Origin of the sequence: Curvivirga sp. (assembly GCF_965219885.1) — a bacterium.
Taxonomy (GTDB): Bacteria; Pseudomonadota; Alphaproteobacteria; order UBA8366; family Aestuariispiraceae; genus Curvivirga.
This window is the reverse complement of record NZ_CBDCOT010000009.1, coordinates 2,374,599-2,398,282: the sequence shown is the minus strand read 5'-3', so window position 1 is coordinate 2,398,282 and position 23,684 is coordinate 2,374,599. Positions and strand designations below refer to the sequence as shown.

General features: G+C 41.6%; 23 protein-coding genes. 14 read left to right on the top strand and 9 right to left on the bottom strand.

Features of this window, described 5'->3' with window-relative positions:
- The first annotated feature begins 5 nt into the window (after window positions 1–5).
- From ACOQOA_RS16815 to ACOQOA_RS16795, 5 genes are all read left to right on the top strand, one after another.
- Window positions 6–1,019, top strand: a complete 1,014-nt coding sequence (locus ACOQOA_RS16815) for a cytochrome d ubiquinol oxidase subunit II (protein WP_420549755.1) — start codon at window positions 6–8, stop codon at window positions 1,017–1,019.
- Window positions 1,020–1,120: 101 nt separating this feature from the next.
- On the top strand, window positions 1,121–1,840 hold the full coding sequence (locus ACOQOA_RS16810) for a tellurite resistance TerB family protein (RefSeq protein ID WP_420549754.1): 720 nt from the start codon (window positions 1,121–1,123) through the stop codon (window positions 1,838–1,840).
- A 112-nt stretch (window positions 1,841–1,952) separates the two neighbouring features.
- Window positions 1,953–2,432, top strand: coding sequence for a GNAT family N-acetyltransferase (locus ACOQOA_RS16805; protein WP_420549753.1), 480 nt, complete (start codon window positions 1,953–1,955; stop codon window positions 2,430–2,432).
- A 16-nt stretch (window positions 2,433–2,448) separates the two neighbouring features.
- A complete protein-coding gene (locus ACOQOA_RS16800) occupies window positions 2,449–2,850 on the top strand; it encodes a contact-dependent growth inhibition system immunity protein (RefSeq protein ID WP_420549752.1) in 402 nt (133 codons plus the stop codon).
- A gap of 321 nt (window positions 2,851–3,171) precedes the next feature.
- Window positions 3,172–3,849: a class I SAM-dependent methyltransferase gene (locus ACOQOA_RS16795; RefSeq protein ID WP_420549751.1), complete on the top strand. Its 678-nt coding sequence runs from the start codon at window positions 3,172–3,174 to the stop codon at window positions 3,847–3,849.
- A 154-nt stretch (window positions 3,850–4,003) separates the two neighbouring features.
- On the opposite strand, the gene glmS is transcribed toward ACOQOA_RS16795, so the two are convergent.
- The 3 genes from glmS to ACOQOA_RS16780 all read right to left on the bottom strand — a co-directional run bounded on the left by glmS (window position 4,004) and on the right by ACOQOA_RS16780 (window position 7,581).
- On the bottom strand, window positions 4,004–5,842 hold the full coding sequence (gene glmS, locus ACOQOA_RS16790) for a glutamine--fructose-6-phosphate transaminase (isomerizing) (protein ID WP_420549750.1): 1,839 nt from the start codon (window positions 5,840–5,842) through the stop codon (window positions 4,004–4,006).
- A 4-nt stretch (window positions 5,843–5,846) separates the two neighbouring features.
- Window positions 5,847–7,229, bottom strand: coding sequence for a bifunctional UDP-N-acetylglucosamine diphosphorylase/glucosamine-1-phosphate N-acetyltransferase GlmU (gene glmU, locus ACOQOA_RS16785; RefSeq protein ID WP_420549749.1), 1,383 nt, complete (start codon window positions 7,227–7,229; stop codon window positions 5,847–5,849).
- A 127-nt stretch (window positions 7,230–7,356) separates the two neighbouring features.
- Entirely contained in the window at window positions 7,357–7,581 is a 225-nt protein-coding gene (locus tag ACOQOA_RS16780; RefSeq protein WP_420549748.1) for a hypothetical protein, read from the bottom strand.
- 145 nt (window positions 7,582–7,726) lie between these two features.
- Between ACOQOA_RS16780 and gph the strand changes: the two genes are divergently transcribed.
- Window positions 7,727–8,374, top strand: a complete 648-nt coding sequence (gph, locus tag ACOQOA_RS16775) for a phosphoglycolate phosphatase (protein ID WP_420549747.1) — start codon at window positions 7,727–7,729, stop codon at window positions 8,372–8,374.
- On the opposite strand, the gene ACOQOA_RS16770 is transcribed toward gph, so the two are convergent.
- The 3 genes from ACOQOA_RS16770 to ACOQOA_RS16760 form a co-directional block, all read right to left on the bottom strand.
- Complete coding sequence (locus tag ACOQOA_RS16770; RefSeq protein WP_420549746.1) at window positions 8,371–9,435, bottom strand: hypothetical protein; 1,065 nt, start codon at window positions 9,433–9,435, stop codon at window positions 8,371–8,373. The genes gph and ACOQOA_RS16770 overlap by 4 nt on opposite strands.
- Window positions 9,426–10,043, bottom strand: a complete 618-nt coding sequence (locus tag ACOQOA_RS16765) for a flavin reductase family protein (protein ID WP_420549745.1) — start codon at window positions 10,041–10,043, stop codon at window positions 9,426–9,428. The genes ACOQOA_RS16770 and ACOQOA_RS16765 overlap by 10 nt, the downstream gene beginning before the upstream one ends.
- A gap of 141 nt (window positions 10,044–10,184) precedes the next feature.
- On the bottom strand, window positions 10,185–10,583 hold the full coding sequence (locus ACOQOA_RS16760; RefSeq protein WP_420549744.1) for a hypothetical protein: 399 nt from the start codon (window positions 10,581–10,583) through the stop codon (window positions 10,185–10,187).
- A gap of 630 nt (window positions 10,584–11,213) precedes the next feature.
- Here ACOQOA_RS16760 and ACOQOA_RS16755 point away from each other — a divergent pair.
- The 5 genes from ACOQOA_RS16755 (at window position 11,214) to ACOQOA_RS16735 (ending at window position 16,735) form a co-directional block, all read left to right on the top strand.
- Window positions 11,214–12,227, top strand: a complete 1,014-nt coding sequence (locus ACOQOA_RS16755) for an amino acid ABC transporter substrate-binding protein (protein ID WP_155154494.1) — start codon at window positions 11,214–11,216, stop codon at window positions 12,225–12,227.
- A 204-nt stretch (window positions 12,228–12,431) separates the two neighbouring features.
- On the top strand, window positions 12,432–13,643 hold the full coding sequence (locus ACOQOA_RS16750) for an amino acid ABC transporter permease (protein ID WP_420549743.1): 1,212 nt from the start codon (window positions 12,432–12,434) through the stop codon (window positions 13,641–13,643).
- Window positions 13,644–13,648: 5 nt separating this feature from the next.
- Window positions 13,649–14,767: an ABC transporter permease subunit gene (locus tag ACOQOA_RS16745; RefSeq protein WP_420549742.1), complete on the top strand. Its 1,119-nt coding sequence runs from the start codon at window positions 13,649–13,651 to the stop codon at window positions 14,765–14,767.
- A gap of 18 nt (window positions 14,768–14,785) precedes the next feature.
- A complete protein-coding gene (locus ACOQOA_RS16740) occupies window positions 14,786–15,559 on the top strand; it encodes an amino acid ABC transporter ATP-binding protein (protein ID WP_420549741.1) in 774 nt (257 codons plus the stop codon).
- A 162-nt stretch (window positions 15,560–15,721) separates the two neighbouring features.
- On the top strand, window positions 15,722–16,735 hold the full coding sequence (locus ACOQOA_RS16735) for a TAXI family TRAP transporter solute-binding subunit (protein WP_420549740.1): 1,014 nt from the start codon (window positions 15,722–15,724) through the stop codon (window positions 16,733–16,735).
- A gap of 6 nt (window positions 16,736–16,741) precedes the next feature.
- On the opposite strand, the gene ACOQOA_RS16730 is transcribed toward ACOQOA_RS16735, so the two are convergent.
- Window positions 16,742–17,491, bottom strand: a complete 750-nt coding sequence (locus ACOQOA_RS16730) for an SOS response-associated peptidase (protein WP_420549739.1) — start codon at window positions 17,489–17,491, stop codon at window positions 16,742–16,744.
- A gap of 738 nt (window positions 17,492–18,229) precedes the next feature.
- Here ACOQOA_RS16730 and ACOQOA_RS16725 point away from each other — a divergent pair.
- The 3 genes from ACOQOA_RS16725 (at window position 18,230) to ACOQOA_RS16715 (ending at window position 21,799) form a co-directional block, all read left to right on the top strand.
- Window positions 18,230–20,008 carry a ribonucleoside-diphosphate reductase subunit alpha gene (locus tag ACOQOA_RS16725; RefSeq protein WP_420550119.1) on the top strand — a complete coding sequence of 593 codons (1,779 nt, stop codon included), beginning with the start codon at window positions 18,230–18,232 and terminating at the stop codon, window positions 20,006–20,008.
- Window positions 20,009–20,218: 210 nt separating this feature from the next.
- Complete coding sequence (locus ACOQOA_RS16720) at window positions 20,219–21,178, top strand: ribonucleotide-diphosphate reductase subunit beta (RefSeq protein WP_420549738.1); 960 nt, start codon at window positions 20,219–20,221, stop codon at window positions 21,176–21,178.
- Between the two features lie 54 nt (window positions 21,179–21,232).
- Complete coding sequence (locus ACOQOA_RS16715; protein ID WP_420549737.1) at window positions 21,233–21,799, top strand: formyltransferase family protein; 567 nt, start codon at window positions 21,233–21,235, stop codon at window positions 21,797–21,799.
- 84 nt (window positions 21,800–21,883) lie between these two features.
- Here ACOQOA_RS16715 and ACOQOA_RS16710 read toward each other — a convergent pair whose 3' ends face one another.
- Together ACOQOA_RS16710 and ACOQOA_RS16705 are read right to left on the bottom strand one after the other, a co-directional pair.
- Window positions 21,884–22,681 carry a PhzF family phenazine biosynthesis protein gene (locus tag ACOQOA_RS16710; RefSeq protein ID WP_420549736.1) on the bottom strand — a complete coding sequence of 266 codons (798 nt, stop codon included), beginning with the start codon at window positions 22,679–22,681 and terminating at the stop codon, window positions 21,884–21,886.
- Complete coding sequence (locus ACOQOA_RS16705; protein WP_420549735.1) at window positions 22,681–23,649, bottom strand: threonine dehydratase; 969 nt, start codon at window positions 23,647–23,649, stop codon at window positions 22,681–22,683. Before ACOQOA_RS16705 ends, ACOQOA_RS16710 begins: the two co-directional genes overlap by 1 nt.
- Window positions 23,650–23,684: the final 35 nt, after the last annotated feature.

The following is a 23,684-nucleotide window of genomic DNA, read 5'->3' as shown; positions in this document are numbered from 1 at the left end:
ACGTTATGCTAGAAAATGTAATTCAAGATGGCAGTTGGCTTCCATTAACCTTCGCCTTTCTGATGGGCTTATCCATGCTGATTTATGCCATTTTAGATGGATATGATTTAGGTGTCGGCATACTCATTCATTCAGCAACTCAAGAAGAAAAAGATCGAATGATTGCGTCGATTGGTCCGTTCTGGGATGCCAATGAAACATGGCTTATTCTTGGTGTAGGATTATTGCTTGTCGCCTTCCCGGCAGCACATGGAATTATCTTAACTGAATTATACATCCCTGTTGCGGTCATGATCTTCGGTCTTATTTTCCGGGGCGTTGCGTTCGACTTCCGCGCCAAAGTACCACAAAAACAAAAAGGCCGTTGGAATAGGAACTTCTTTTATGGCTCCCTTCTGACTGCCCTTGCCCAAGGCTATATGCTGGGATCTTACATTATTGGTTTTGATCAAGGTTTGGGTGGTATTTTATTCTCTTGCTTAATCGCACTCGCAGTCACCTCTGCCTATTGTTTGATTGGGGCCTGTTGGTTAATCATGAAAACCGAAGGGGATTTGCAGTTAAAAGCTATAAGATGGGCAAAACTTCATCTCATTGCCTCGATCATAGGTCTTACAACTGTATCTATTACCACACCGTTGGTCAGCAATCGTATTTATGAGAAATGGTTTGATTTCCCAACATTATTTGCTTTGGCCCCAATCCCCATTGCAACAGGTATCTTAATTCTATGCTTGTTCTTATTCTTGAGAATATTGCCATTAGCAAATGACCGTTATTGTTGGGTACCAATCCTATTTACAGTGGGTATCTTTACCTTAAGCTTCATCGGTTTAGCTTACAGCTTCTTCCCTTATATTGTCCCTGAAAAGATGACCATTGTAGAAGCAGCAGCAGCACCAGATTCTTTGATGATCATGTTATTTGGCGCCCTAATCGTTTTACCAATCCTGTTAGGGTATACGGCCCTTTCCTATTATATCTTCCATGGTAAAGCGACGGAACTCAGATACGATTAAAACGAACCTGCAATACAACCTGTAACGTTACCTCTGGAAAACGAAATTTTTGCCCCTATATCAATTACTGAGATTGTTAAAAGATATAAGGATGGTCAAAGATGGATGTGAACTCAATTCTAAGTAACGTTATGGGAACTGCGGGTAGCGGCATCAATAAAGCTGTTGAAAGCACAAAATCCGGTGGCATGGGGACTGGCCTGGTTAGTGGCGCCGCAGTTGGCGGTTTGGCAGCCTTATTATTGAGTAACAAAAAAGCCCGTAAAATGGGTAAAAAAGCCCTTACTTATGGCGGCTTAGCCGCTGTCGGTGGCTTAGCCTATAAAGCTTGGAGTGATCATAAATCCGCACAATCCCAACCTCAAACAGCATCTGCGCAAGCACCTAGTCCAGCACCTACAAGCGCTCAAATTTCTCCGCCGCCAGCTGGCAGTATTTTTGATCTTGCTGAACAACAAACAACTTCTCCCGATACCGATATCCGTTTAATCCTGATCCGCGCCATGATCAGCGCAGCCAAAGCAGATGGTCATATCGATACAGAAGAACGTGCCCGTATCGAAGAGCAAATTACCGCGATGCAAATTGGACAAGAAGAACAACAATTTCTTGTGGAACAATTAAATGCAACCAGCGATCCTATTTCCATTGCTCGCCTTTCAACAGGCCCAGAACAAGCCGCAGAGATTTTCATGGCATCTGCCTTAGCCGTTGATGTGGATTCAGATGAAGAACGCAGATATCTTGATCGCCTTGCTGACGCCTTACTTTTACCAGAAGACTTAAGACAGCGTTTAGAAGCAGAAGCCCAAAACAGATAATATCTGTAAACAATCTCAGCAGGGCCAAAATAACTCAGATAATATTTGTAATTTTATTACTTAATCTATTTAATCGCATCTAAATAACAAACATATTTGCGGATAAATAGCGATGATTACTTTGGTCCCTGCAGGCCCTGACGCGGCAGAATTGATACTTCCTGTTTTTTATGACGATGGTGTTATGCAAACAGGTTCTTTGCCGACCAAACCTGACGAAACGAATATCAATGAATGGTTAGATTCCGATAATCGTCGCGAAGATACACGTCTTGTAATCTTGGAAAAAACAGGTGAACTTGTCGGTTTTGGTGGTCTATGGAATGGTGCCCCTACCTGCAATCTAGGCTATTTTATTCATCCCGATTTTGCAGGGCGTGGGATCGCAACAATGACTGCAAAACTTCTATTGGACGAAGCCTTGTCTCGCCCTGAAATCACAAAAATCACAGCTGCCACTTTTCAAACAAACCCTGCTTCACGCCGTGTGCTTGAAAAAGTAGGCTTCACCTGTACGGGATCTTTTACAGAAAATCTGGAAACCCGCGGCGGCATGCGCGACCATTGGTCTTTTGAGTATTTCAACAAGTAATTTCTTATCCAAATCAATGAATATTACAGAACTTTCATTAAACCATATACTCGGTCTTGATACTGAAAAAGTTGTTTTCTCTTCCGACCTAGCAAGAAAATGTGATGACGCTAAGAGAAAGAAAATCAAAGATTTATCTGCAAGTGAAATTCGTCTTCTTATTTCTCAAAAAATTGGTCTGAAATACCTAATTCCAATTGCGGTAGAAATTCTAGAACAAGATATTCTAATTGAAACGGAATATTATAAAGGTGATCTCGCCGTTGCGTTGTTTGAATGTAACGTTGAAAATCTAGACTTAGATAAAGAGACAAAAACTAAAATTTGGGAAATTGCAATTGAGCTAAATACTCTATCAAGAACAATCTCTGAAGATATTCTACCCCTGCTACCTGAGGCGGCAAAACTATTTAAATAATACCTTTAGGGGATAAATTTAAATGTTTGAACTATCTTCACAAAAAACTCACTTCGCCCATTTGTATCGCATATCTGATAGCTTTTCTTCATTTCGTGATCCGTCTGTAAACTCAACAGAGTTAAAACCTAAATTCTCATAGAAACGCCTTGCAGGCCAATTTTTCGAAAAATCTTGAAGCCCATAGGAACATGCGCGACCATTGTTTTTTTAGGCATTCAAAAAACTCTTAGTACTTGAAAGATATTGAGTTTTCCAATGATCTTCGCTATGAGATATTAGATAATTCAAAATGGGTTAGATATAATTTTAAGGTTTCACATGTCCCAAAATACCGCTGATACACAACCTAACTCTTATCAAGAAAATCGAATGTCACCCTTCGACATGTTTGCCTTAAAAGAATTGTTGCAATCATTTAATCGAGATAATTTGACCTGCTTAGAGATAGGGTCCTGGTTTGGAGCAGGCTCAACTCAGATCATAGGAAATTTTTGTAAAGAATTGGTATGTGTTGATCATTGGCAAGGAAATGAAAACGACGAGCACCGAGAAATTGTAAAAACAATAGACGTGTTTAACCGCTTCCTACACAATACTTCACATTTCGGAGATAAAATCAAACCAATCCGAGGCACTTCTCAAGATGTTTGCCCTCTTCTTGAGAAAAATAAGTATGACTTCATATTTATAGATGGAGATCATCGTTATGAAGCAACTGTATCAGATATTAGGTCAACTATTTCTCTTTTGAAACCCGGAGGTATTCTAGCTGGCCATGATTGTGAAGGTAGAGTCACTTTTGAAACACAAAATTTGATAAACCGATACAAAGATCAAGATCATATCGATTCTATTTATCCCAATTTTTTGCATTGCCATCCTGGCGTCATAAAAGCTGTGGATGAGTTAATAGATGTAGCAAATCTGTATGCAGAGAAACCTCTAACGGTCGATGGTCAAAATGGTGTATCAACAATATGGTGGACCAAAATATAAATGCTCAATAAAAGTCAGATTGCTTTATGGACCTCCAAGTACAGTCTGAGATATACAGTTTTGGCAAAATAACCATACATTACAACATATAAAATGTGACGTAATCTCTTATAATTACATATTTATTATTAGGTATGAAATACCGTAAAATGACCTATTCCACCGTAACAGACTTCGCCAAGTTTCTTGGCTGGTCCACATCTGTGCCTTTCAGGACAGCCACATGATAGGCAAGTAACTGAATTGGAATGGAATATAAGATTGGTGCAACGAATGGATCCACATCCGGCATTTCAATGCAGGCTGCTGGTTCCGCCATACGTTTCATTTTTGCGATCCCCTTCTTATCTGAGATAAAGATCACACGACCACCACGAGCCACCATTTCCTGTACGTTAGAAGCTGTTTTATCAAATAGATCATCGCTTGGGGCAATCATGATGATTGGCACATCATCTTCGATCAAGGCCAATGGGCCATGCTTCATTTCACCTGCCGCATAACCTTCTGCATGAATGTAGGAGATTTCTTTAAGCTTCAACGCCCCTTCCAGCGCAATCGGGAAGGCAGTCCCACGCCCCATATAGAAAATATCGCGTGCTTCGGAAATTGTTTTGGCGATTTCAGCAATATGTTCATCATGATTAAGAACTTCTGCGGCACGACCTGGTACTTCTGCCAAAGCCGATGCAAGTTCCGCTTCACGCTTCGCATCCAATGTGCCACGTTCTTTCGCTAAACCAATCGCCATACATGCCAGAATAGTTAACTGCGTTGTGAAGGCTTTGGTTGAAGCAACCCCGATTTCCGGACCCGCTTGTGTCAGAAGGACCGCATCTGATTCACGCGCAACAGTGCTTTCAGGTACGTTTACAACGGAGAGAATATTTTGTTTCTCCTGGCGTGCATAACGTAAAGATTCTAAAGTATCCATAGTTTCACCAGATTGGGAAACGAACAGAGCCAACCCATCTTCCGGTAATGGTGTCCCACGGTAACGAAGTTCAGACCCGATGTCTGTCTCCATCGGGATACGCGCCAATTGCTCAACCCAGTATTTCGCAACCATGCAAGCATAATAAGCTGTACCACAGGCTGTCGCTGTCACTTTGGTGATGTTTTTCGCATTCACGGGTAATGGCGGCATCGTAATCGTTTGACTGGCCGGGTTTAAAACAGTTGTTAACGTATCTCCAATCACAGTTGGTTGTTCGTAAATTTCTTTTAACATGAAATGGCGATAATTGCCTTTACCGATGGTCGCACCAGATACAGCTGTTTGTACAATTTCACGTTCAACCGGATTGCCTTGAAGATCCATAATATCAGCACCTTCTGGTGTGATTACGGCCCAGTCACCTTCTTTCAAATAACAGATACGACGGGTTAAAGGAGCCAATGCCAATGCATCTGATCCAAAGAACATCTCGCCTTCACCGTACCCAATAGCCAATGGACTTCCCTGACGTGCACCAACCATCAAATTTTCATGACCATGGAAGATCATAACAAAACCAAACGCCCCTTCAAGGCGCGGAAGAACTTCAGTCACAGCTTCTTTCGGGCACATACCTTGATCAAGGTAATAGCCAACCATATGAGCCACAACTTCTGTGTCAGTGTCGCTGGTAAATTCCACGGAACCATTTGTCTTTTCGGAAAGCTCTTCACGTAAATCCAAATAGTTTTCAATAATCCCATTGTGAACGATAGCAACCTTATCCGTCATATGCGGATGCGCGTTATTTTCAGATGGCACACCATGGGTCGCCCAACGTGTATGGCCGATCCCGACATGACCTGAAATCGGACGTTGATCAACTTCAGCTGCCAGATTATCCAGCTTCCCTTTTGCACGGCGACGTTCAATCGCATGATCATTTAATACAGCAATACCCGCTGAATCATAACCGCGATATTCCAAACGACGTAAACCGTCTACCAAATGAGGAACAGCGTCTTGTTTACCTAGGATACCAATAATACCACACATAAGTTTAGTCCTTCTTCTGGGCTGCTTTGGCAGCTTCTTTTTTCTTTTTCGCCAATTCACGGAATTTCGTTGCCATACCCTCTTTTTCCTTCTGAGGACTACGTGCGAAGGCCATAGATTCCGCCGAAACATCTTTGGTAATCACGGATCCCGCACTTACCATCGCATCTTTTTCAATTGTTACAGGCGCCACAAGCGCACTGTTTGATCCAATAAATACATTTTCACCCAATATGGTCTTTGCTTTATTAAACCCGTCATAGTTACAAGTGATTGTACCAGCACCAATGTTACTGCCTGCGCCAATTTCTGAATCACCAAGATAGGTTAAATGGCTCGCTTTAGCCCCCTTACCCATCACAGTATTTTTCACTTCGACAAAGTTACCCACAAATGCAGCTTCCTGAAGCTCTGCCCCCGGGCGTAAACGTGCATAAGGCCCTATCTGTGCAGCCATTCCAACAGTTGCACCTTCCAAATGACTGAAAGCTTTAATTTCAACATCATCTGCCACAATCACCTTAGGTCCGAAAAACACATTGGGACCAATAACAACATCACGACCAATCACAGTATCATGGGCAAAGAAAACAGTATTTGGATCAATCAAAGTTACACCTTCATCCATCGCTAAACGACGGCGTTTTTCTTGCCATACTTTCTCTGCATGCGCCAAGTTAGCACGTGAATTAACCCCCATTACTTGATCTTCGTCTGTGGTAATAACTGCGCAATCCAAACCGCGATCACGTGCCAACTTCACAACGTCAGTCAAATAATATTCACCAGAAGCATTATTGTTATCAATTGCCAGTAATAACTCTTCAAGATGTTCCGCATCGATAGCCATCACACCTGAATTACAGACATTCACTTTCAATTCTTCAGGTGATGCGTCTTTCTGTTCAACAATTGCGGTTAACTTACCTTCCGCATTTGAGATCAAACGCCCATAACCTGTTGGGTTATCAGCTTCAAAACCAAGCACAACAACGGCGTTACCTTCTTCACGTAAGGAAATCATTGATTGAAGCGTTTCAGGTTGGATAAAGGGCGTATCACCAAACAAAATTAAAACAGTTCCCTGTTTAAAATCTTTCATCAATGGTAACGCTGCTTTAACAGCATCTCCAGTTCCTGCTTGATTATGTTGAATGACTGTTTGATGAGGCGAAACTTCTGATTCGACCATTTCCATATTGGGGCCGACAACCACAACAGCTTTATCTGCGTTGATTTGTGTCACGGCTTTTATCACATGGCCAATCATGGATAGGGAAGCCACTTTATGCATCACCTTTGGATGCTTGGACTTCATACGAGTTCCCTTGCCTGCCCCAAGGATTATCGCAGCAGCAGGGAATTGTTTAGCAGCAGATGTCATCATGTAACCTGAAAAATCAATAGAATTTGCCTTAGTTTCGTCTGGAAGCTAAGGGATTCTCACAGAAAAAACCAATCAAAAGCTATTACAGTTTTTTTCAGAAAATTACAAATTGTAATAATTAGAATGCTCAAGACATTGTAGATGAATAAATATCAAGCAATTCCAAAGCCTTGGCACGTTGTTCAGGCGTAATTGAATTCAACCCGTCGTTAATTAGCAATTGCCTATTAACAGCAGTATCACCAGTACCAAGCGCTGCAGAAACAAGGCTTTCCGCTAAATCAGCACCAAAAACTTCTGTCAAACCGTCCTTCACTTGTGGAAGACATGTTTCTTCAAAACCAGCCATCATTCCTTCCCCATCAAAATTACTAGAAATGTCCTGCCTTAGCGGAAATTTTACCCTAATATAATTTTTCAAGCTAGAAGAATCACATTAACCATTCTATCTTTGTGACCTATTCGTATATAATCTTATTTTTTTCAAATGGTTAAAGATGCATTTTATTTTTGATTTAGACGGTACTTTGATTGATAGCGTCCCAGATATACATCACAATATTAATATTCTGCTGCAAGAAGAAGGCTTACCTTCTCTTACCTTAAACCAAACAACCAGTTTTGTTGGAAATGGATCCAAAAAGCTGGTTGAGAGGGCTTTTGACCATTTTAACAAAAAGCCAGATTCGGATAGCGAATTAGAGATGCTTTCTGAACGTTTTGTCGCGCACTATATGGATAATCTGACTACAAATACAAAGATTTATCCATATGTCATTGAGGTTCTGGATTACCTCTCACTAAAGGGTCATGTATTGTCTCTTTGCACAAACAAACCACTAAAACCAACCTTAGCGATCTTAGATGAATTAAATCTAGCACAGTTTTTTCAAATCGTTACAGGTGGAGACAGTTATGATCAACGCAAACCATCCCCATTACCATTGCTAAAAACAATTGAGCAAACAAATATATCTCTTGAAAATTGCATAATGGTCGGCGATAGCATTTACGACATAGAGGCTGGTCAAGCGGCAAATATACAAACCATACTATTGACTTATGGCTATACGCATGGAGATCTAGATAAAATTCATCCAACTTATATTTGCAAAAGCTTTAATGATATTAAATCTTTATTTTAATTGATTTTTTCAAACAAAAATCTATCAACGGATTGGTAACTATTCATTCTTGTCCAGGAACGCTCAGCATCACCATCAACAAAAATGATTTGGTCCCCCTGTTTTAAGTTCCAAATAAGTTTCTTTTCCAATATTTGCGGGGCTGGCTTTGCTGTAACGACTCCCATATCAATGTCATCAACCATTTCAATCGTAACTCGAACATCCTCAGAGGCATGTAACACCCTTACCCAGTTGCGATTGTATCGGCTGCCCATATAGTGCCAATACGGGGTCATATCTAACAACAGGCTCTCATTAGCTACATCCTGATAAGAACCATCAACCTGCCCTAATGATAGTTTCTGTCCCTTGATTTCTGGTATGGTTGAAACGATCTTAAATGCGTCTCCATCACCTGCCATGCTAGTTGCGGAAAGATGAGTATAAAAATCGCTATCCCCATTTTCATTCAAAGGTATAAATATATCGTCAATATTGCCCCCTCTATCCAATGCGATTTTTGCTTTATGTGCAGATACAAGTTCTCCATTAATTTCCGGATAGACACCGAAGAAAGTGTCCATCAGGATTTCACGCCCATCTTTTAATGAAATAGCCAAGGCAGAATGTGCAGATCGGCTTGTTACCATATCCCATTGGCGGCTTTCGTAACCTTCCTGCGCCAATAAATATTCCAATATACGCGCAGAATTGTCGCAAATTCCTTCTTGCACATACAAATCAATTGCCCCATCCCTAACCCTTATAAAATCGGGTAAAAAAGGTGCCGTCAGATAAGGACGAAGCCGTAATAAAATATTGCTTTGCGAACCATCTATTTCGAATCTCTCAAACACATCTTTTGCAAGTGTTATCAGCTTCTCTTTCTCACTCAGGCTTTGATATTTGGCTTTTTCATTCAGTTCATCAAAGATCTGATTTGCTTTAGCTTGTGACTGATATTCAATGTAATATCCAAGCCCTATAAAAAAACCGACCATCAACACACAACAGATCACGCAAATAAATGAGAGCAGTTTTAAAGATTTATATTTACTTAAAGAGATATTCACTTCCATGTCGGTCGCTTCATTGTGAATAAATCTCCTAATGCAGAGAAATCTTGATAGCCCATTCTAGAAATTGGTGCCATTTTTTTTGCATCCACAAGACCATCAACTAGAATCGATTCATCGATATGAATCCCAACGACCTCTCCAAAAACAGCTAAATTTGGTCCGTGTTGATCTTCATACGGCAGATCGACAATCTGAGTTAATTTACATTCTAAATGCGCAGGGCTTTCAGCGACACGTGGAACCGAAACGATGTGCGACTCAGCTTTTTCAAGCTCAGCATAATCAAATTCATCGACATCATGTGGAGCAGGTGCTGAAGTTTTATTAAGCGCTTCGCGCAAATCATATGTAGCAATATTTACAACAAACTCACCCGTTTCTCGAATATTACTCACGCTATCCTTCAAGCCACCTTGCTGATGATGTCCAGTTGAGGAAAACATGACCTGAGGTGGAAAATACGCAACAGCGTTAAAAAAAGAATATGGCGCTAAATTTACCTTACCAGCCTGACTAACCGAAGAAATCCAACCAATAGGCCTTGGTGTTACTAACGCATTAAACGGATTATGAGGTAAATTATGCCCATCTTTTGGCTGATAAAACATTGTTTTATTCCTTACAAACGAAATTTAATTCAATGTTTATCGAAATAGACGAAAAATTAAAATAATATTTTTATTACAATTAAGAACAGCAGTTTGTTAATCAAACTGCTGTTCTAATTGCGATAATACGACTTACTCTTTTCAAGCAGCCATACGTTCATTATCAATTTTCTCTGCAATAGAGAGAATCTGATCACTCATATTTAAATTTAATTGTACCATCTGTGCTAATAGAGCTGTATCCGGGGCATGTCGCATCGCTTTTGAAGCACGCAACATGAAATCTGCAATCATTTCCAGCATTGCTTTAGATGCCGGGGACACACTAGACGCAAAGTGTTTTGGTAAATAGTTAACAATCAAACGCCAATAAAATACGTTCGCATCACCTAACGCTGTCCAGGTTTCAGTATCTGTACCATTCAAGCGAACTTCTTCCAATTTTTTAGCTAAGTCCAAAAATGGTTGTGCTAAATGATCAAGCGTTTCAATTGGATCGTTACTAATTTCCAACTCTGCTACATCAATATTTTTAATCATCTTCTCTCTTCCTTGTCATAAACATTCTGTTCAGGATTTATGGAATCAAATTCCCGGGTGAGAGCAATGCATCAACCGTGCCAACTTAAAAAACGATTACTAATTTAGTAATTCCAGATAAGACTCAAAATATTACAATTTTCATGATGACTGGGGTATTTATGACATAAGTATCGATCACATTTATGCGATTTATACTAAAATTTTATTTTTTTTATAAAAAAACAAATATATCGCGCCGAAAAATCAATCCGTTAAAATCGTTTATTTTCAAATCCTTAACACTTTTTTTACTCAAGGCAACAAAGAACAACACTCATGCCTATAAGGAAAGAATGTGAATCTTTTCGTTGACTTGCTGCTGCTCCATAGGCACTAATTCCATATACCTTTTAAAAAGAGGTAAAAAATGAGCTGTAAAAACAGCCGCCGGGAAGGGCTTGTTGCACCAGGAATTTCCCAATAGCAGGGTAGTAATTATTTGCATGGATGGATCTTTTGAGACCCAGTTTATGTCTATCTTTTCTACAAAGCTCTTATGAAGGCGACTGCAGATACAGTCCGACTTTTTAAAAAGTCTGCGGGTACCAACATCCGTGGACAATAACCAAAGCATAGGGGTAAAAACTTATGAAATTAAAAACACTTCTAGCTGCTAGCGCAGTTGTAGTAATGGGTAGCTCTATCGCAGGTGCTGCAACACTTGACGACGTTAAAGCTGCTGGCGCTATCAAATGTGGTGTATCACAGGGTCTACCAGGCTTCTCTAACCCAGACGACCAAGGTAACTGGACAGGTTTGGACGTTGACGTATGTCGCGCTATGGCGGCAGCTGTATTCGGCGACGCAAGCAAAGTTGAATATGTTCCATTGTCTGCGAAAACACGTTTCACAGCGTTACAGTCTGGTGAGATCGACGTATTGTCCCGTAACACAACATGGACATTCTCTCGTGACAACAACTTGGGCCTAGAATTCGTTGGTGTAAACTACTACGACGGTCAAGGCTTCATGGTTCGTAAAGACCTAGGTGTTAAATCCGCAACAGAATTGTCTGGTGCTGCTGTATGTACAAACACAGGTACAACAACAGAGTTGAACGTAGCTGACTACTTCCGTTCTCAAGGCATGGACTACACAGTAGTAGCTTTCGAAAAAGCTGACGAAGTTGTAGCTGCATATGACGCTGGTCGTTGCGACGTATACACAACAGACCGTTCTGGTTTGGCTGCTCAACGTGTTAAATTGTCCGACCCGGATGCACATGTTGTATTGCCAGAAATCATTTCCAAAGAGCCATTAGGCCCAGCTGTTCGTCATGGCGACAACCAATGGGGTGACATTGCTCGTTGGACATTGAACGCATTGATCAATGCTGAAGAATTGGGCATCACATCTGCAAACGTTGATGAAATGCGCAACTCTGACAACCCAGGCATCAAACGTATCATTGGTGCAGACAGTGAATTGGGCGCACAATTGGGCCTATCCTCTGACTGGGCATACAACATTGTTAAGCAAGTTGGTAACTATGGTGAAGCTTACGAGCGTAACGTAGGTCCAAACACAAGCTTGAAACTTGAGCGTGGTGTAAACGAGTTGTGGTCTAAAGGTGGTATCCTTTACGCAGCTCCAATGCGCTAAGCATATAGGCTAAAGAACAAGGCGGCACACCCAAGCGGAATGCCGCCTTTTTCTTACCAATCATCCTTAGGACGCGTATTTTTTAATATCATGGCTTTTATGATATAATGTTAATCCGAAATACGACCGTGGGGTTAAGGATGAGGGACTTTGATCCCACTCATAATAAAGAAAAGCACAATATGAGGATTAAGGGGTAATCTTATGACAACACCCAATGTGGCTGACCAACCAGCCAAAGCCTCCATGCTATATGACCCAAGGGTAAGATCCATGGCGTATCAAGGCCTCGCCTTGATCGCGATCATATGGTTTGGTTACTTCATCTGGGATAATGCCACTACAAATATGGAAAACCGTGGCATCAAAACCGGTTTCGATTTCTTATGGAATCGTGCTGGTTTCGACATTATCCAGACTCCAGTAGAATACACACAGGATTCGTCTTATGGACGATCCTTCCTAGTTGGCCTGATCAATACGCTGATCGTAGCAGGTTTAGGCGTAATCGTAGCGACAATTTTAGGTTTCGTTATCGGTGTCGCACGCCTGTCCAACAACTATGTCATCAGAAAACTGGCTACAGTTTACATCGAGATCTTCCGTAACATTCCATTGTTACTGCAGATTTTCTTCTGGTATCACGCGGTTTTAAAACCGTTACCTTCCCCACGCTCTTTATACGAAAAAGGTGAAGTCATTGCCTTTGGTATCAACAACCGTGGTGCATATTTACCTGAACCAATTTTCGGCGATTATTCTTTCCTAATCCTATTAGGTCTCATTGCTGCATTCTTGGGTTCCTACTTCTTGGGTAAATGGGCAAAGAAACGTCAAGAAATGACAGGTATGCCTTTCCCGGTTTTCTTATGCTCTTTCGGTATGATTATCGGCCTCCCATTCATCGGTTGGTTGATGGCAATGGTTTTGGCAAGCGAATCTGCACCTCTAACATTCAGCTATGCGGAAATGGCGGGCTTCCAGTTAAAAGGCGGCTTACCAATTATTCCTGAATTGGTTGCGTTGTTAGTTGCGTTGGCTGTTTATACAGCGGCCTTTATTGCAGAAATCGTTCGTGCGGGTATTCAATCTGTAAGTCATGGACAAACTGAGGCAGCTCATGCTTTAGGTATTCGTAACGGTGTGACTTTACGCCTTGTGATCATCCCACAGGCTTTACGTGTGATTATTCCGCCACTTACCAGCCAATATTTGAACCTGACAAAAAACAGTTCTTTGGCAACAGCGATCGCTTATCCTGATTTAGTATCAGTCTTCGCAGGTACAGCCTTGAATCAGACAGGTCAGGCTGTGGAAATTATTTCCCTGACAATGGCAGTTTACCTATTGGTATCCTTGACCACATCCGTGTTCATGAACTGGTATAATTCTAAGATGTCTTTGGTGGAGAGGTAAGAACGATGTCAAAAGCTGTTGTTACAGACGAAAAACTTCCAGACCTTCCACCGCCAAGTAATACGGTAGGTCCGGTTCACTGGATTAAAGAAAACCTTTTTTCCTCTCCTGGTAACATTGCACTTACTGTCTTTGCTGCATGGCTCATCTATATGTTGGTTCCAGGTACATTAGATTGGACAATCATTAGTGCAGTATGGGCAGGTGGTGCGGATGCATGTCGTGCAAACCCTGAAGCTGCATGTTGGCCATTTGTATGGACCAAGTGGGAACAGTTTATCTATGGTTTCTATCCAGCAGAATCTCGCTGGCGCGTAGATTTTGCGATGCTGCTTTTGGTGGTTGGTATCGCTTATCTGATGATCGAAAAAACACCTGGTAAACGCTATATGGGTCTCTTCATGCTGGTAATCTATCCGATTATTGCTTGGATTTTACTATACGGTAGCGTGTTTGGTTTGGAAGAAGTGAAAACCAACAAATGGGGTGGTTTCAGCCTGACTTTGGTGATTGCTTTAACTGGTATTGTTTTCTCCTTGCCAATCGGTGTAGTTCTGGCCTTGGGTCGTCGATCTAACATGCCTGCAATTCGTAGTATCTGTGTAGTATTTATTGAATTCTGGCGTGGTGTACCGTTGATTTCCGTATTATTCATGTCCTCCGTGATGTTACCGCTCTTCTTACCTGAAGGTGTAAGCTTCAACGATCTGCTTCGTGCATTGATTGGTGTTGCACTCTTCTCCGCCGCTTATATGGCAGAAGTTGTACGTGGTGGTTTACAGGCGATCCCTAAAGGTCAATATGAAGGCGCAGACTCATTAGGTCTGAGCTATTGGCAAAAGATGCGTCTGATCATTCTTCCACAGGCATTGAAAATCGTAATTCCGGGCATTGTGAATACATTCATCGGCCTATTCAAAGATACAACACTGGTGTTGATTATCGGTCTTCTTGATTTGCTGGGTACAGTACAAGCCGGTATCGCAGATCCGAACTGGAGTATTAAATCCGTGCCTTATACAGGTTACGCCTTTACTGCTTTGGTCTTCTTTATCTGCTGTTACGGAATGTCTCTATACAGCCGTAAGATCGAAGAAAAACTCCACACTGGTCATAAACGTTAAGGAAATGGGAGCAATCAAATGAGTGAAGCAGCCCAAAAAACAAGTCATATGACTGACGAAACAGTCATTAAGATTACAAATATGAATAAATGGTACGGTGACTTTCATGTATTGAAAGACATCAACCTAGATGTAAAATCTGGTGAGCGTATCGTGATTTGTGGACCATCCGGTTCAGGTAAATCGACAATGATCCGTTGTATCAACCGTTTGGAAGAACATCAAAAAGGTTCCATCGTTGTAGATGGTATCGAATTGACAAACGACTTGAAACACATTGATGCGATCCGTCGTGAAGTTGGTATGTGCTTCCAGCACTTTAACCTCTTCCCACATCTCACAATCTTGGAAAACTGTATCTTGGCACCAATATGGGTTCGTAAGACACCTCGTAAAGATGCTATTGAAACAGCAATGCATTTCCTAGAGCGTGTGAAGATTCCAGATCAGGCAAATAAATATCCAGGCCAGCTTTCTGGTGGTCAGCAACAACGTGTTGCGATTGCTCGTTCATTATGTATGGAACCACGTATCATGCTATTTGATGAGCCAACATCAGCTCTTGACCCAGAAATGATTTCTGAGGTGTTGGATGTGATGATTGATCTTGCAGATTCCGGTATGACAATGCTTTGCGTAACCCACGAAATGGGCTTTGCACGTAAAGTAGCTGACCGTGTGATCTTCATGGATGGTGGTCAAGTGATTGAACAGAACGAGCCAGAAGAGTTCTTCACAAACCCACAATCTGATCGTACTAAATTGTTCTTAAGTCAGATTCTGAATCACTAGAATTTAGTATCAACGCTTATGATCTAAAGATTAAGGGCTGCCTCTTGGCGGCCCTTTTCTTTAGAGAATTATAATAAACAGATAGTGAATTGACCATGTTAGGTTATTTCCTTAAAATCTATCATATTAAAGAATAACTATAATTCGAATTGGATTTGCTTCGTGTTTAGACGCTCCGTCTTATCCCTACTCCTGATTTTTAGCAGTTTTGTCATTGCGACTTCCTCTAGTGCGAATAATGAAGAGAAGCTAAAATTTTTCAGGATTGGTGCAGGTCCAACATCAGAGACTTTATATGCATTAGGTACTGCAATTTCAGCAAGTATCAGCCGTCCGCCAGGAACTTTACCTTGCGATCAGCTTGGCGGTGTTTGTGGCGTACCTGGCTTAATCGCTGTTGCCCAATCTAAAAGCGGTTCCATTGAAAATCTGGAAGACCTTCGATTTGGTGAGGTTGATTCAGCTCTTGTGCGTTCGGATGTCGCAAATCAGGCCTTCAAAGGCATTGGTCCTTTCCTTCATGTAGGCGAAAATGAAAACCTGCGTGTTATTGCCAATATGTCCACAGTTTCAGCGCATATTGTTGTCCGTGCGGATTCCGATATTTACACGGTGAAGGATCTGCACAGTAAAACAGTTTCTATCGGCGCAAAAGGATCTGGTACTCTACTTTTCGTACGTTCTCTTTTACAAGCACATGATATGGATATGTATAACATACGTTATCGTGAAATGTTTCCTGGTGCTGCGGCAGATGCACTTCTAAATGAAACTATCGACGTCGCTGTAATAATTGGTGCTGCGCCGATTCCAGCTATAGAATCTTTAGCGCAAAATATAAACTTAAGATTTATACCCATTGAAGGACAAGGTCGCGAAAAACTGAAGCGCATTTATGCTCATCTTCATGATGCCGAAATTGAGCAAACAGCTTATGATCAAGAGGCTGTTATTCCAACTGTTGCTATTTGGGTGCAGTGGATCGTCAATGTAACCGCTGATATGGAGCTTATAGAAGATATAACACAAGCTCTATGGCAAAGTGAGACAGAAGAGTTTTTCGTACGTAATAATCCTGAGCATGAATTCCCAAAACAAGAAGATTCTCTTCCTAATGGAATAATTCCAACACATCCCGGGGCTGAAAACTATTACAAATCTGCAGGCCTTATGTAACCATCTCTAAAACAGTTTCATTTGAGGTTGTTCGCATACCTCAGGTTCCAAATCTATTGGTTCAATTAAATGCTGCCCTTCACTTCGATAACTATTCACCTGTCGCGAAACAGGATAGCTTTCCATTTGCCTTGAACCATAATATGGCTTGATCAAACGATGAGCTTGATCCGTAGAGCCATAAAACCATCCTTCAAAATTTTTCTCATCGAGAATCACTGGCATACGATGATGTACAAGCCCCACATAATCGTTGGCAGGCACGGTTACAATAGAACAAGTCTCAACATCTGACCCATCCGCCCCTAACCAATGTTCCCAAATTCCAGCCAATGCAATAGGCTCCCTATCTTCCATCGTTATATAATAGGGTTGTTTGACTTCAACTTGCCCCTGCCCTGCAATCATCCGTTTAGACCATTCGTAATAGCCATCAACCGGAATAATACAGCGGCGACGCTTAAAGGGTGCTTTGAATGAAGGTTTCTCTGAAATTGTTTCTCCGCGCGCATTTATCATCTTGGCCGCATTATCTGGTGTCTTCGCCCAGCTTGGAATCAGCCCCCAACGTAAATAGCATGCATTCAATGGCCCATCATTTATACGATCAATCAACTCTCCATTCCCTGGACGCACAGCAACAATTGCTTGGGTTGGCGCAATATTAAAACGGGCTGGTACGTTAGGTGCCTGCGGGAAGCCAAAAAGCTTCCGAAGAGCATCTATAGGGGATAGTAGTGTAAATCGACCACACATATAGTAGTTCACCTCAAATTCTAGTGGGGGAGATTCTACTCCGATTTCACTGATTCTGTCCAAACAGAAGCACATGAATAAGAAAATTAAATATTCCGTTTTCGAAAGAAAGCCCATCCACCTTAGTGTTGAAAAAAATCAAGTGAAATATGCATGAATTTTCAAAATGATTTTTTTGACAGAATGTGACTATAGCTATATCTTGTGATTATCGAAAATGAGAGCACGAAATATGGTGCTTACATTGGAGTTATCCACAGCAATTTCATCCACAGAATGTGGATAGGTCACAAGAATCAAAGCTGAATCAAGACCTTATAAGAAATATGTCTGTGGAAAAAGCAGGGCATAGTCGAGGCAGAAGCATTTATTCGACAATAATTAGCTTCATTTCGTATGCCTGCGCATACAAAGATACAAAAGAATGAACAGGAAATGACCTGCTTTAGGGATAAAAGCAGTTAGTTTTCTTGAGACAAGACAGATTTAAGAATGTTGAGTGAGAACGCATAAAACTCCCAACATTATAGGCAAGAGTGAGATAAGGGGTTAAAGACAGTGTCTGAAGGAATGCTAGATACATCTCGTGGGGGAAACACAGATACACAAACCGATCTATTTGCTGAACTCGGTTTAGACGCAGCTAATCAGCACGATCCGTTATTGGCAAACGGGGAAGATAATCTAGATACGGAAACACGTGATCATGCTCAAAATGAGCGTGGCATCAACGTGCTTATGGATCGATCCCGTGACGCACTTTTGACTGAGTTTGGTAAGGCGACTTTAGAAGATCGTTATTTAATGCCGGGTGAAAGTTATCAAGATATGTTTGCGCGTGTTGCAATGCATTATGCTGATGATGATGCACATGCCCAACGTCTATATGACTATATCTCCAAATTATGGTTCATGCCGGCAACACCTGTTCTTTCAAATGGCGGTACGAGCCGTGGATTGCCAATTTCCTGTTTTTTGAACGAAACGCCTGATACCTTAAAAGGTATTATGGATTTATGGACTGAGAATGTATGGCTTGCCGCACGCGGTGGCGGCATTGGTTCTTATTGGGGTAATCTGCGTTCTATCGGCGAAAAGGTTGGACAATCTGGTAAAACATCAGGTGTGGTTCCGTTCATTCGTGTGATGGATTCGCTTACCCTTGCAATTTCTCAAGGTAGCTTACGTCGTGGTTCTGCTGCAGTTTATTTACCGGTATGGCATCCTGAGATCGAGGAATTTGTTGAAATTCGTCGCCCAACAGGTGGTGATCCAAACCGTAAAGCATTGAATTTACATCATGGTATTCTTCTAACTGATGATTTCATGCGTGCTGTTGAACATGATGAAGAATGGGCTCTTACAAGTCCTAAAGATGGTTCAGTTGTTCGCAAAGTTGGTGCGCGTGATTTATGGATCCGTATTCTTCAAGCACGTATCGAAACAGGCGAACCATATTGCATCTATATCGACCATGTGAACCGTAACATTCCAGAACATCAAAAATTAATGGGCCTTCAGGTTAAGACATCTAACCTTTGTGCTGAAATCACACTGCCAACCGGTTTGGATAAAGATGGTCATGATCGTACGGCTGTTTGCTGTCTTTCTTCCTTGAACTTGGAAAAATACAAGGAATGGGAAAAAGAAGAGATGTTCATCGAAGACGTCATGCGTTTCCTTGATAATGTTCTTCAAGATTTCATTGATAAGGCACCAGACGAATTCGCCCGTGCGAAATATTCTGCGATGCGCGAACGTTCTGTTGGTCTAGGTGTAATGGGATATCATTCCTTCTTACAGGCAAATGGTATTCCTATGGAAGGCGTGATGGCAAAGGTATGGAACAATAAAATGTTCAAACATATCCGTGCAGGTGCAGATGCAGCTTCTAAGAAATTAGCTGAAGAAAAAGGCGCATGCCCAGATGCTGCGGAATTTGGTATCATGGAGCGCTTCTCTAACAAGATGGCTATTGCGCCAACAGCGTCTATCTCAATTATTTGTGGCGGTGCGAGCCCTGGTATTGAGCCTATTGCCGCAAATAGCTACACACATAAAACTTTGTCTGGCTCCTTCAATGTACGAAACAGACATCTAAAAGAATTGTTGGCGGAAAAAGGTCAGGATAATGATGATGTATGGTCTTCAATCTCTGTGAATGAAGGGTCTGTGCAACATCTTGACTTCTTATCTGATGAAGAAAAAGACGTATTCAAGACTGCATTTGAAATTGATCAACGTTGGTTGATTGATCATGCGGCTGATCGCGCGCCACATATTTGTCAGGCACAATCGTTAAACTTGTTCCTGCCAGCTGACGTTCATAAACGTGAACTACATCAGCTACATTTCCAAGCATGGAAAAAAGGCGTTAAGAGCTTGTATTATTGTCGCTCTAAATCTATCCAGCGTGCAGAAGCTGGTATAGAACATGATGTCAAAATCGCAACAGCAGCGCCGGCTCCAAGCGGTGGTAATAGTGGCGATTACGAAGAATGTCTGGCCTGTCAGTGATCTATCCAACGATATCGTACTTGGGTAAGGGGCGATATCATAGCTGACAAGGTTGGGTGTCTATGGGGATAGGCAAAACAAACGCAGTGTCTTAAGGCACTGCGTTTCCCCTCCCTCCTCCACCTCCCGGCATAAAGGCTTCTGGAAAATTAAGAACGACTGTTATACATAGTCTTAACAAAGTAAAATTTTGATCTAGGTGAATGAACCATGTCTCTTTTGGATGCTCGTCCTGTATATAAACCTTTCAACTATCCTTGGGCGTATGATGCCTGGTTGACACAGCAACGCATTCATTGGTTGCCAGAAGAAGTTCCTTTGGCCGATGATGTAAAAGATTGGCACAAAACACTTACAGATGCAGAGCGTAATCTCCTAACACAGATTTTTCGTTTCTTCACACAAGCCGACGTTGAAGTAAACAACTGTTATATGCGTCATTATTCACGTATTTTTAAACCTACAGAAGTACAAATGATGCTGGCTGCGTTTTCCAATATGGAAACTGTGCATATTGCAGCATATAGCCATCTTCTCGACACTATTGGTATTCCTGAAACAGAATATGAGGCCTTCCTTAAGTATAAAGAGATGAAGGATAAATATGATTATATGCAGGAATGGGGTGTAGATACCAAGGCTGATATTGCTAAAACCATGGCTGTATTTGGCGCTTTTACCGAAGGCCTTCAGCTCTTTGCTTCCTTCGCAATGCTTATGAATTTCCCACGTTTCAATAAAATGAAAGGTATGGGGCAAATCGTTACCTGGTCTGTACGTGATGAATCTTTGCATACAGTCTCTGTTATCAAACTGTTCAAGACATTCTTACAGGAAAATCCGGAAGTGTGGACGGAAGAACTTCAAGAAGACCTCTACACTGCTTGTAAAACTATTGTACATCATGAAGATGCTTTCATTGATCTTGCCTTTGAAATGGGCCCGATTGAAGGATTGAGTGCACAAGAAGTTAAAGACTATATCCGCTATATTGCAGATCGCCGCCTTACTCAATTGGGGCTTGAGCCAATCTATAATCAAGAGAATAATCCGTTACGTTGGATGGATGAAATTCTCAATGGTGTAGAACATGCTAACTTTTTTGAGAATCGTGCTACAGAGTATTCCAAAGCATCTACGCAAGGGACTTGGGAAGAAGCCTTTATGTAGGATTACTAGCGGAGCAGACGCATTTGGAGCGTTATTTATAAGGGGATAGATCACATGACAGGGAATCTGATCTTGCTCACCGGAGAAGTTGAAGCACAACATTTTTCAGCTTTACTAAAAACCTATCAGCCAGATTTAAACATCCTTCAGGCTGCAACTAAAGAAGAGTTGCGAGATGTTGTAGATGGGTTATCTGATGAAGAACTATCCCATACCCGCCTTGTTGCCTTCTGCATCAATGTGATTGTACCTCGTGACATATTAAAAAAGCTGCCGGGACCTTCCTATAACTTCCACCCGGGGCCACCTTCTTACCCAGGATCTCACTCAGCTATCTTCGCCTATCATGATCGTGCTTATGATTACGGTGTTACTTTTCATGAAATGACTGAGAAAGTTGATGAAGGTGATATTATTTCTATCCAAAACTTCGGCATTGCAAGTTGTGATAATCCTGCAGAAATAGAGGTTCGCGCCTTTACTAATCTTGCTAAATTGTTTGATGAAATGGCAGAAGATATTGCAAATGTATCTACTCCAATTAAACGTCGTACAACTGCGGAATGGTCTGGCGAAAAACGTGGCGAAGCTGAAGCCTTAGCACTTATGGAAGCTGAATAAAGAATTCTTTAAAATATGTCTCTAAATAATAAAAGGGCGATGATATTTCATCGCCCTTTTATTATTCAATCATATCATTCGAAACTAAATGTAAATTTTACCTTCAAGGAAGAGCTTCCCATATCCCGACATGCGAACACGGTCACCTTCTAATACACAATATAAATCACCGCTTCTGGCGGATACTTGTCTTGCATGCAATTCGTTTTTACCGAGTTTATCTGCCCAGAAGGGAATAATGCTACAATGCGCTGAACCTGTTACAGGATCTTCAGGTATCCCATGAGCAGGTGCGAAATAACGTGAAGCACAATCACTCTGACTACCTTCTGCCGTGACAATCAAACCATCCCCTTCCAGACCTGCAATATAGTCCATATCAGGTTGGAAATTTATCACGGCTTGCTCATCTTCAAGTAATGCCAAATTCTTTAAAGCACGATTATACGAGATCGGCGTCACGCCAAGTTTTTCTTCAAACCCATCAGGTAATGGAACTTCACTAACAGGGCGTGTCGGGAAGTTTAATTCAATCTTCTCACCATCGCGTTTCACATATAATGGTCCTGCCATACGGGTCTTAAGACGAATTTCATCTGACGTAAAGCCAAGCTTATTCCAAATCACAAAACAACTTGCCAAAGTTGCATGACCACATAGTTCAACTTCAACAGCAGGCGTAAACCAACGAATCTCAAAATCAAACTCTTCATCTGATACGGGAATGAAGAAAGCTGTTTCTGCCAAATTGTTTTCCATTGCAATGCTTAACATCACATCATCGGGTAACCATTTCTGTAAAGGCACAACCGCTGCTGGGTTACCTTTGAACACTTCAGTGGTAAACGCATCAACCTGATACATATCATATGAATTTGTCATTATTTGTTTTTGCCTTCTTGTAAAATACTTGCAAAGAGATCGGCATCAATATTTCCGCCAGAAAGCACGACACCTACCTGTTTCCCTTTCATCTGATCTTTCTCCTGCATCAATGCTGCAAGCGGCGCCGCTGCGGCGCCTTCCGCAATATTATGTGTATGGGTGTAATATGTGCGAACAGCAGCTTTGATCTCTTCATCATTCACAGTTACAATTCGCTCTGCCCCGGCCAAAATAATCGCCAAAGCGGAATCATCAGGCGTACGACAGGCCATACCATCAGCCAGAGTTTCGGCTTTATTACTCAATACCTTTTCACCAGCTGCAAAACTTAATGCATAGGCAGGGGCGCCTTCTGCAACAACACCAACAATTTTGGTTTTCAATCCCAAAGCATCACGAGCTGAAATCATACCAGTAATACCGGACCCCATACCGATCGGCACATACACTGTATCCAAATCAGATGCTGTTCTAAAAAATTCCAACGCATAGGTTCCAACACCTTGCATCAATAATTCATGAAAGCTAGGCAGCATATGTAAATCTTCATCAGCTGCGCGAGAAGCCGCATACTCAGCTGATTCCTGAAAGTCTTTACCATAAATCACAAGATCAGCTCCCTGTGCCTTCATGGCGGCATTTTTCTCTACACTATTGCCTTCTGGTACAACGATTGTTGCGCTCATTCCTAACCTTTTAGCGGATGTTGCAATACTCTGCCCATGATTACCACGTGTTGCAGTAATCACACCTTTATGCTTACCGACACAATTTTGCATATAAATGAGGCCGCCACGAATTTTAAAAGCACCGATAGGTGTGTGGTTTTCATGCTTGACCCAGACTTCAGTCCCCACAGTTTCATTGATCAAAGGCCAGCTATAAGTTGGTGTTCCTTTAAATACAGCATGAACCTGATCCATAGCGGATTCAAGCTGGCTCAATGTGGCAGTCTTTACAGTCATAATGGTACCTGTTCGTTTTATTTTTAAATTATAAA

What these genes read in the sequence shown, in the direction of transcription:
- ACOQOA_RS16715 (WP_420549737.1), top strand. Translation starts at nt 21,233, where the DNA reads ATGACAGGGAATCTGATCTTGCTCACCGGAGAAGTTGAAGCACAACAT.
- ACOQOA_RS16720 (WP_420549738.1), top strand. Translation starts at nt 20,219, where the DNA reads ATGTCTCTTTTGGATGCTCGTCCTGTATATAAACCTTTCAACTATCCT.
- glmS (WP_420549750.1), bottom strand. Translation starts at nt 5,842, where the DNA reads ATGTGTGGTATTATTGGTATCCTAGGTAAACAAGACGCTGTTCCTCAT.
- ACOQOA_RS16810 (WP_420549754.1), top strand. Translation starts at nt 1,121, where the DNA reads ATGGATGTGAACTCAATTCTAAGTAACGTTATGGGAACTGCGGGTAGC.
- ACOQOA_RS16705 (WP_420549735.1), bottom strand. Translation starts at nt 23,649, where the DNA reads ATGACTGTAAAGACTGCCACATTGAGCCAGCTTGAATCCGCTATGGAT.
- gph (WP_420549747.1), top strand. Translation starts at nt 7,727, where the DNA reads ATGCATTTTATTTTTGATTTAGACGGTACTTTGATTGATAGCGTCCCA.
- ACOQOA_RS16780 (WP_420549748.1), bottom strand. Translation starts at nt 7,581, where the DNA reads ATGATGGCTGGTTTTGAAGAAACATGTCTTCCACAAGTGAAGGACGGT.
- ACOQOA_RS16815 (WP_420549755.1), top strand. Translation starts at nt 6, where the DNA reads ATGCTAGAAAATGTAATTCAAGATGGCAGTTGGCTTCCATTAACCTTC.
- ACOQOA_RS16795 (WP_420549751.1), top strand. Translation starts at nt 3,172, where the DNA reads ATGTCCCAAAATACCGCTGATACACAACCTAACTCTTATCAAGAAAAT.
- ACOQOA_RS16710 (WP_420549736.1), bottom strand. Translation starts at nt 22,681, where the DNA reads ATGACAAATTCATATGATATGTATCAGGTTGATGCGTTTACCACTGAA.
- ACOQOA_RS16770 (WP_420549746.1), bottom strand. Translation starts at nt 9,435, where the DNA reads ATGGAAGTGAATATCTCTTTAAGTAAATATAAATCTTTAAAACTGCTC.
- ACOQOA_RS16755 (WP_155154494.1), top strand. Translation starts at nt 11,214, where the DNA reads ATGAAATTAAAAACACTTCTAGCTGCTAGCGCAGTTGTAGTAATGGGT.
- ACOQOA_RS16725 (WP_420550119.1), top strand. Translation starts at nt 18,230, where the DNA reads ATGGATCGATCCCGTGACGCACTTTTGACTGAGTTTGGTAAGGCGACT.
- ACOQOA_RS16765 (WP_420549745.1), bottom strand. Translation starts at nt 10,043, where the DNA reads ATGTTTTATCAGCCAAAAGATGGGCATAATTTACCTCATAATCCGTTT.
- glmU (WP_420549749.1), bottom strand. Translation starts at nt 7,229, where the DNA reads ATGATGACATCTGCTGCTAAACAATTCCCTGCTGCTGCGATAATCCTT.
- ACOQOA_RS16800 (WP_420549752.1), top strand. Translation starts at nt 2,449, where the DNA reads ATGAATATTACAGAACTTTCATTAAACCATATACTCGGTCTTGATACT.
- ACOQOA_RS16750 (WP_420549743.1), top strand. Translation starts at nt 12,432, where the DNA reads ATGACAACACCCAATGTGGCTGACCAACCAGCCAAAGCCTCCATGCTA.
- ACOQOA_RS16760 (WP_420549744.1), bottom strand. Translation starts at nt 10,583, where the DNA reads ATGATTAAAAATATTGATGTAGCAGAGTTGGAAATTAGTAACGATCCA.
- ACOQOA_RS16805 (WP_420549753.1), top strand. Translation starts at nt 1,953, where the DNA reads ATGATTACTTTGGTCCCTGCAGGCCCTGACGCGGCAGAATTGATACTT.
- ACOQOA_RS16730 (WP_420549739.1), bottom strand. Translation starts at nt 17,491, where the DNA reads ATGTGTGGTCGATTTACACTACTATCCCCTATAGATGCTCTTCGGAAG.
- ACOQOA_RS16740 (WP_420549741.1), top strand. Translation starts at nt 14,786, where the DNA reads ATGAGTGAAGCAGCCCAAAAAACAAGTCATATGACTGACGAAACAGTC.
- ACOQOA_RS16745 (WP_420549742.1), top strand. Translation starts at nt 13,649, where the DNA reads ATGTCAAAAGCTGTTGTTACAGACGAAAAACTTCCAGACCTTCCACCG.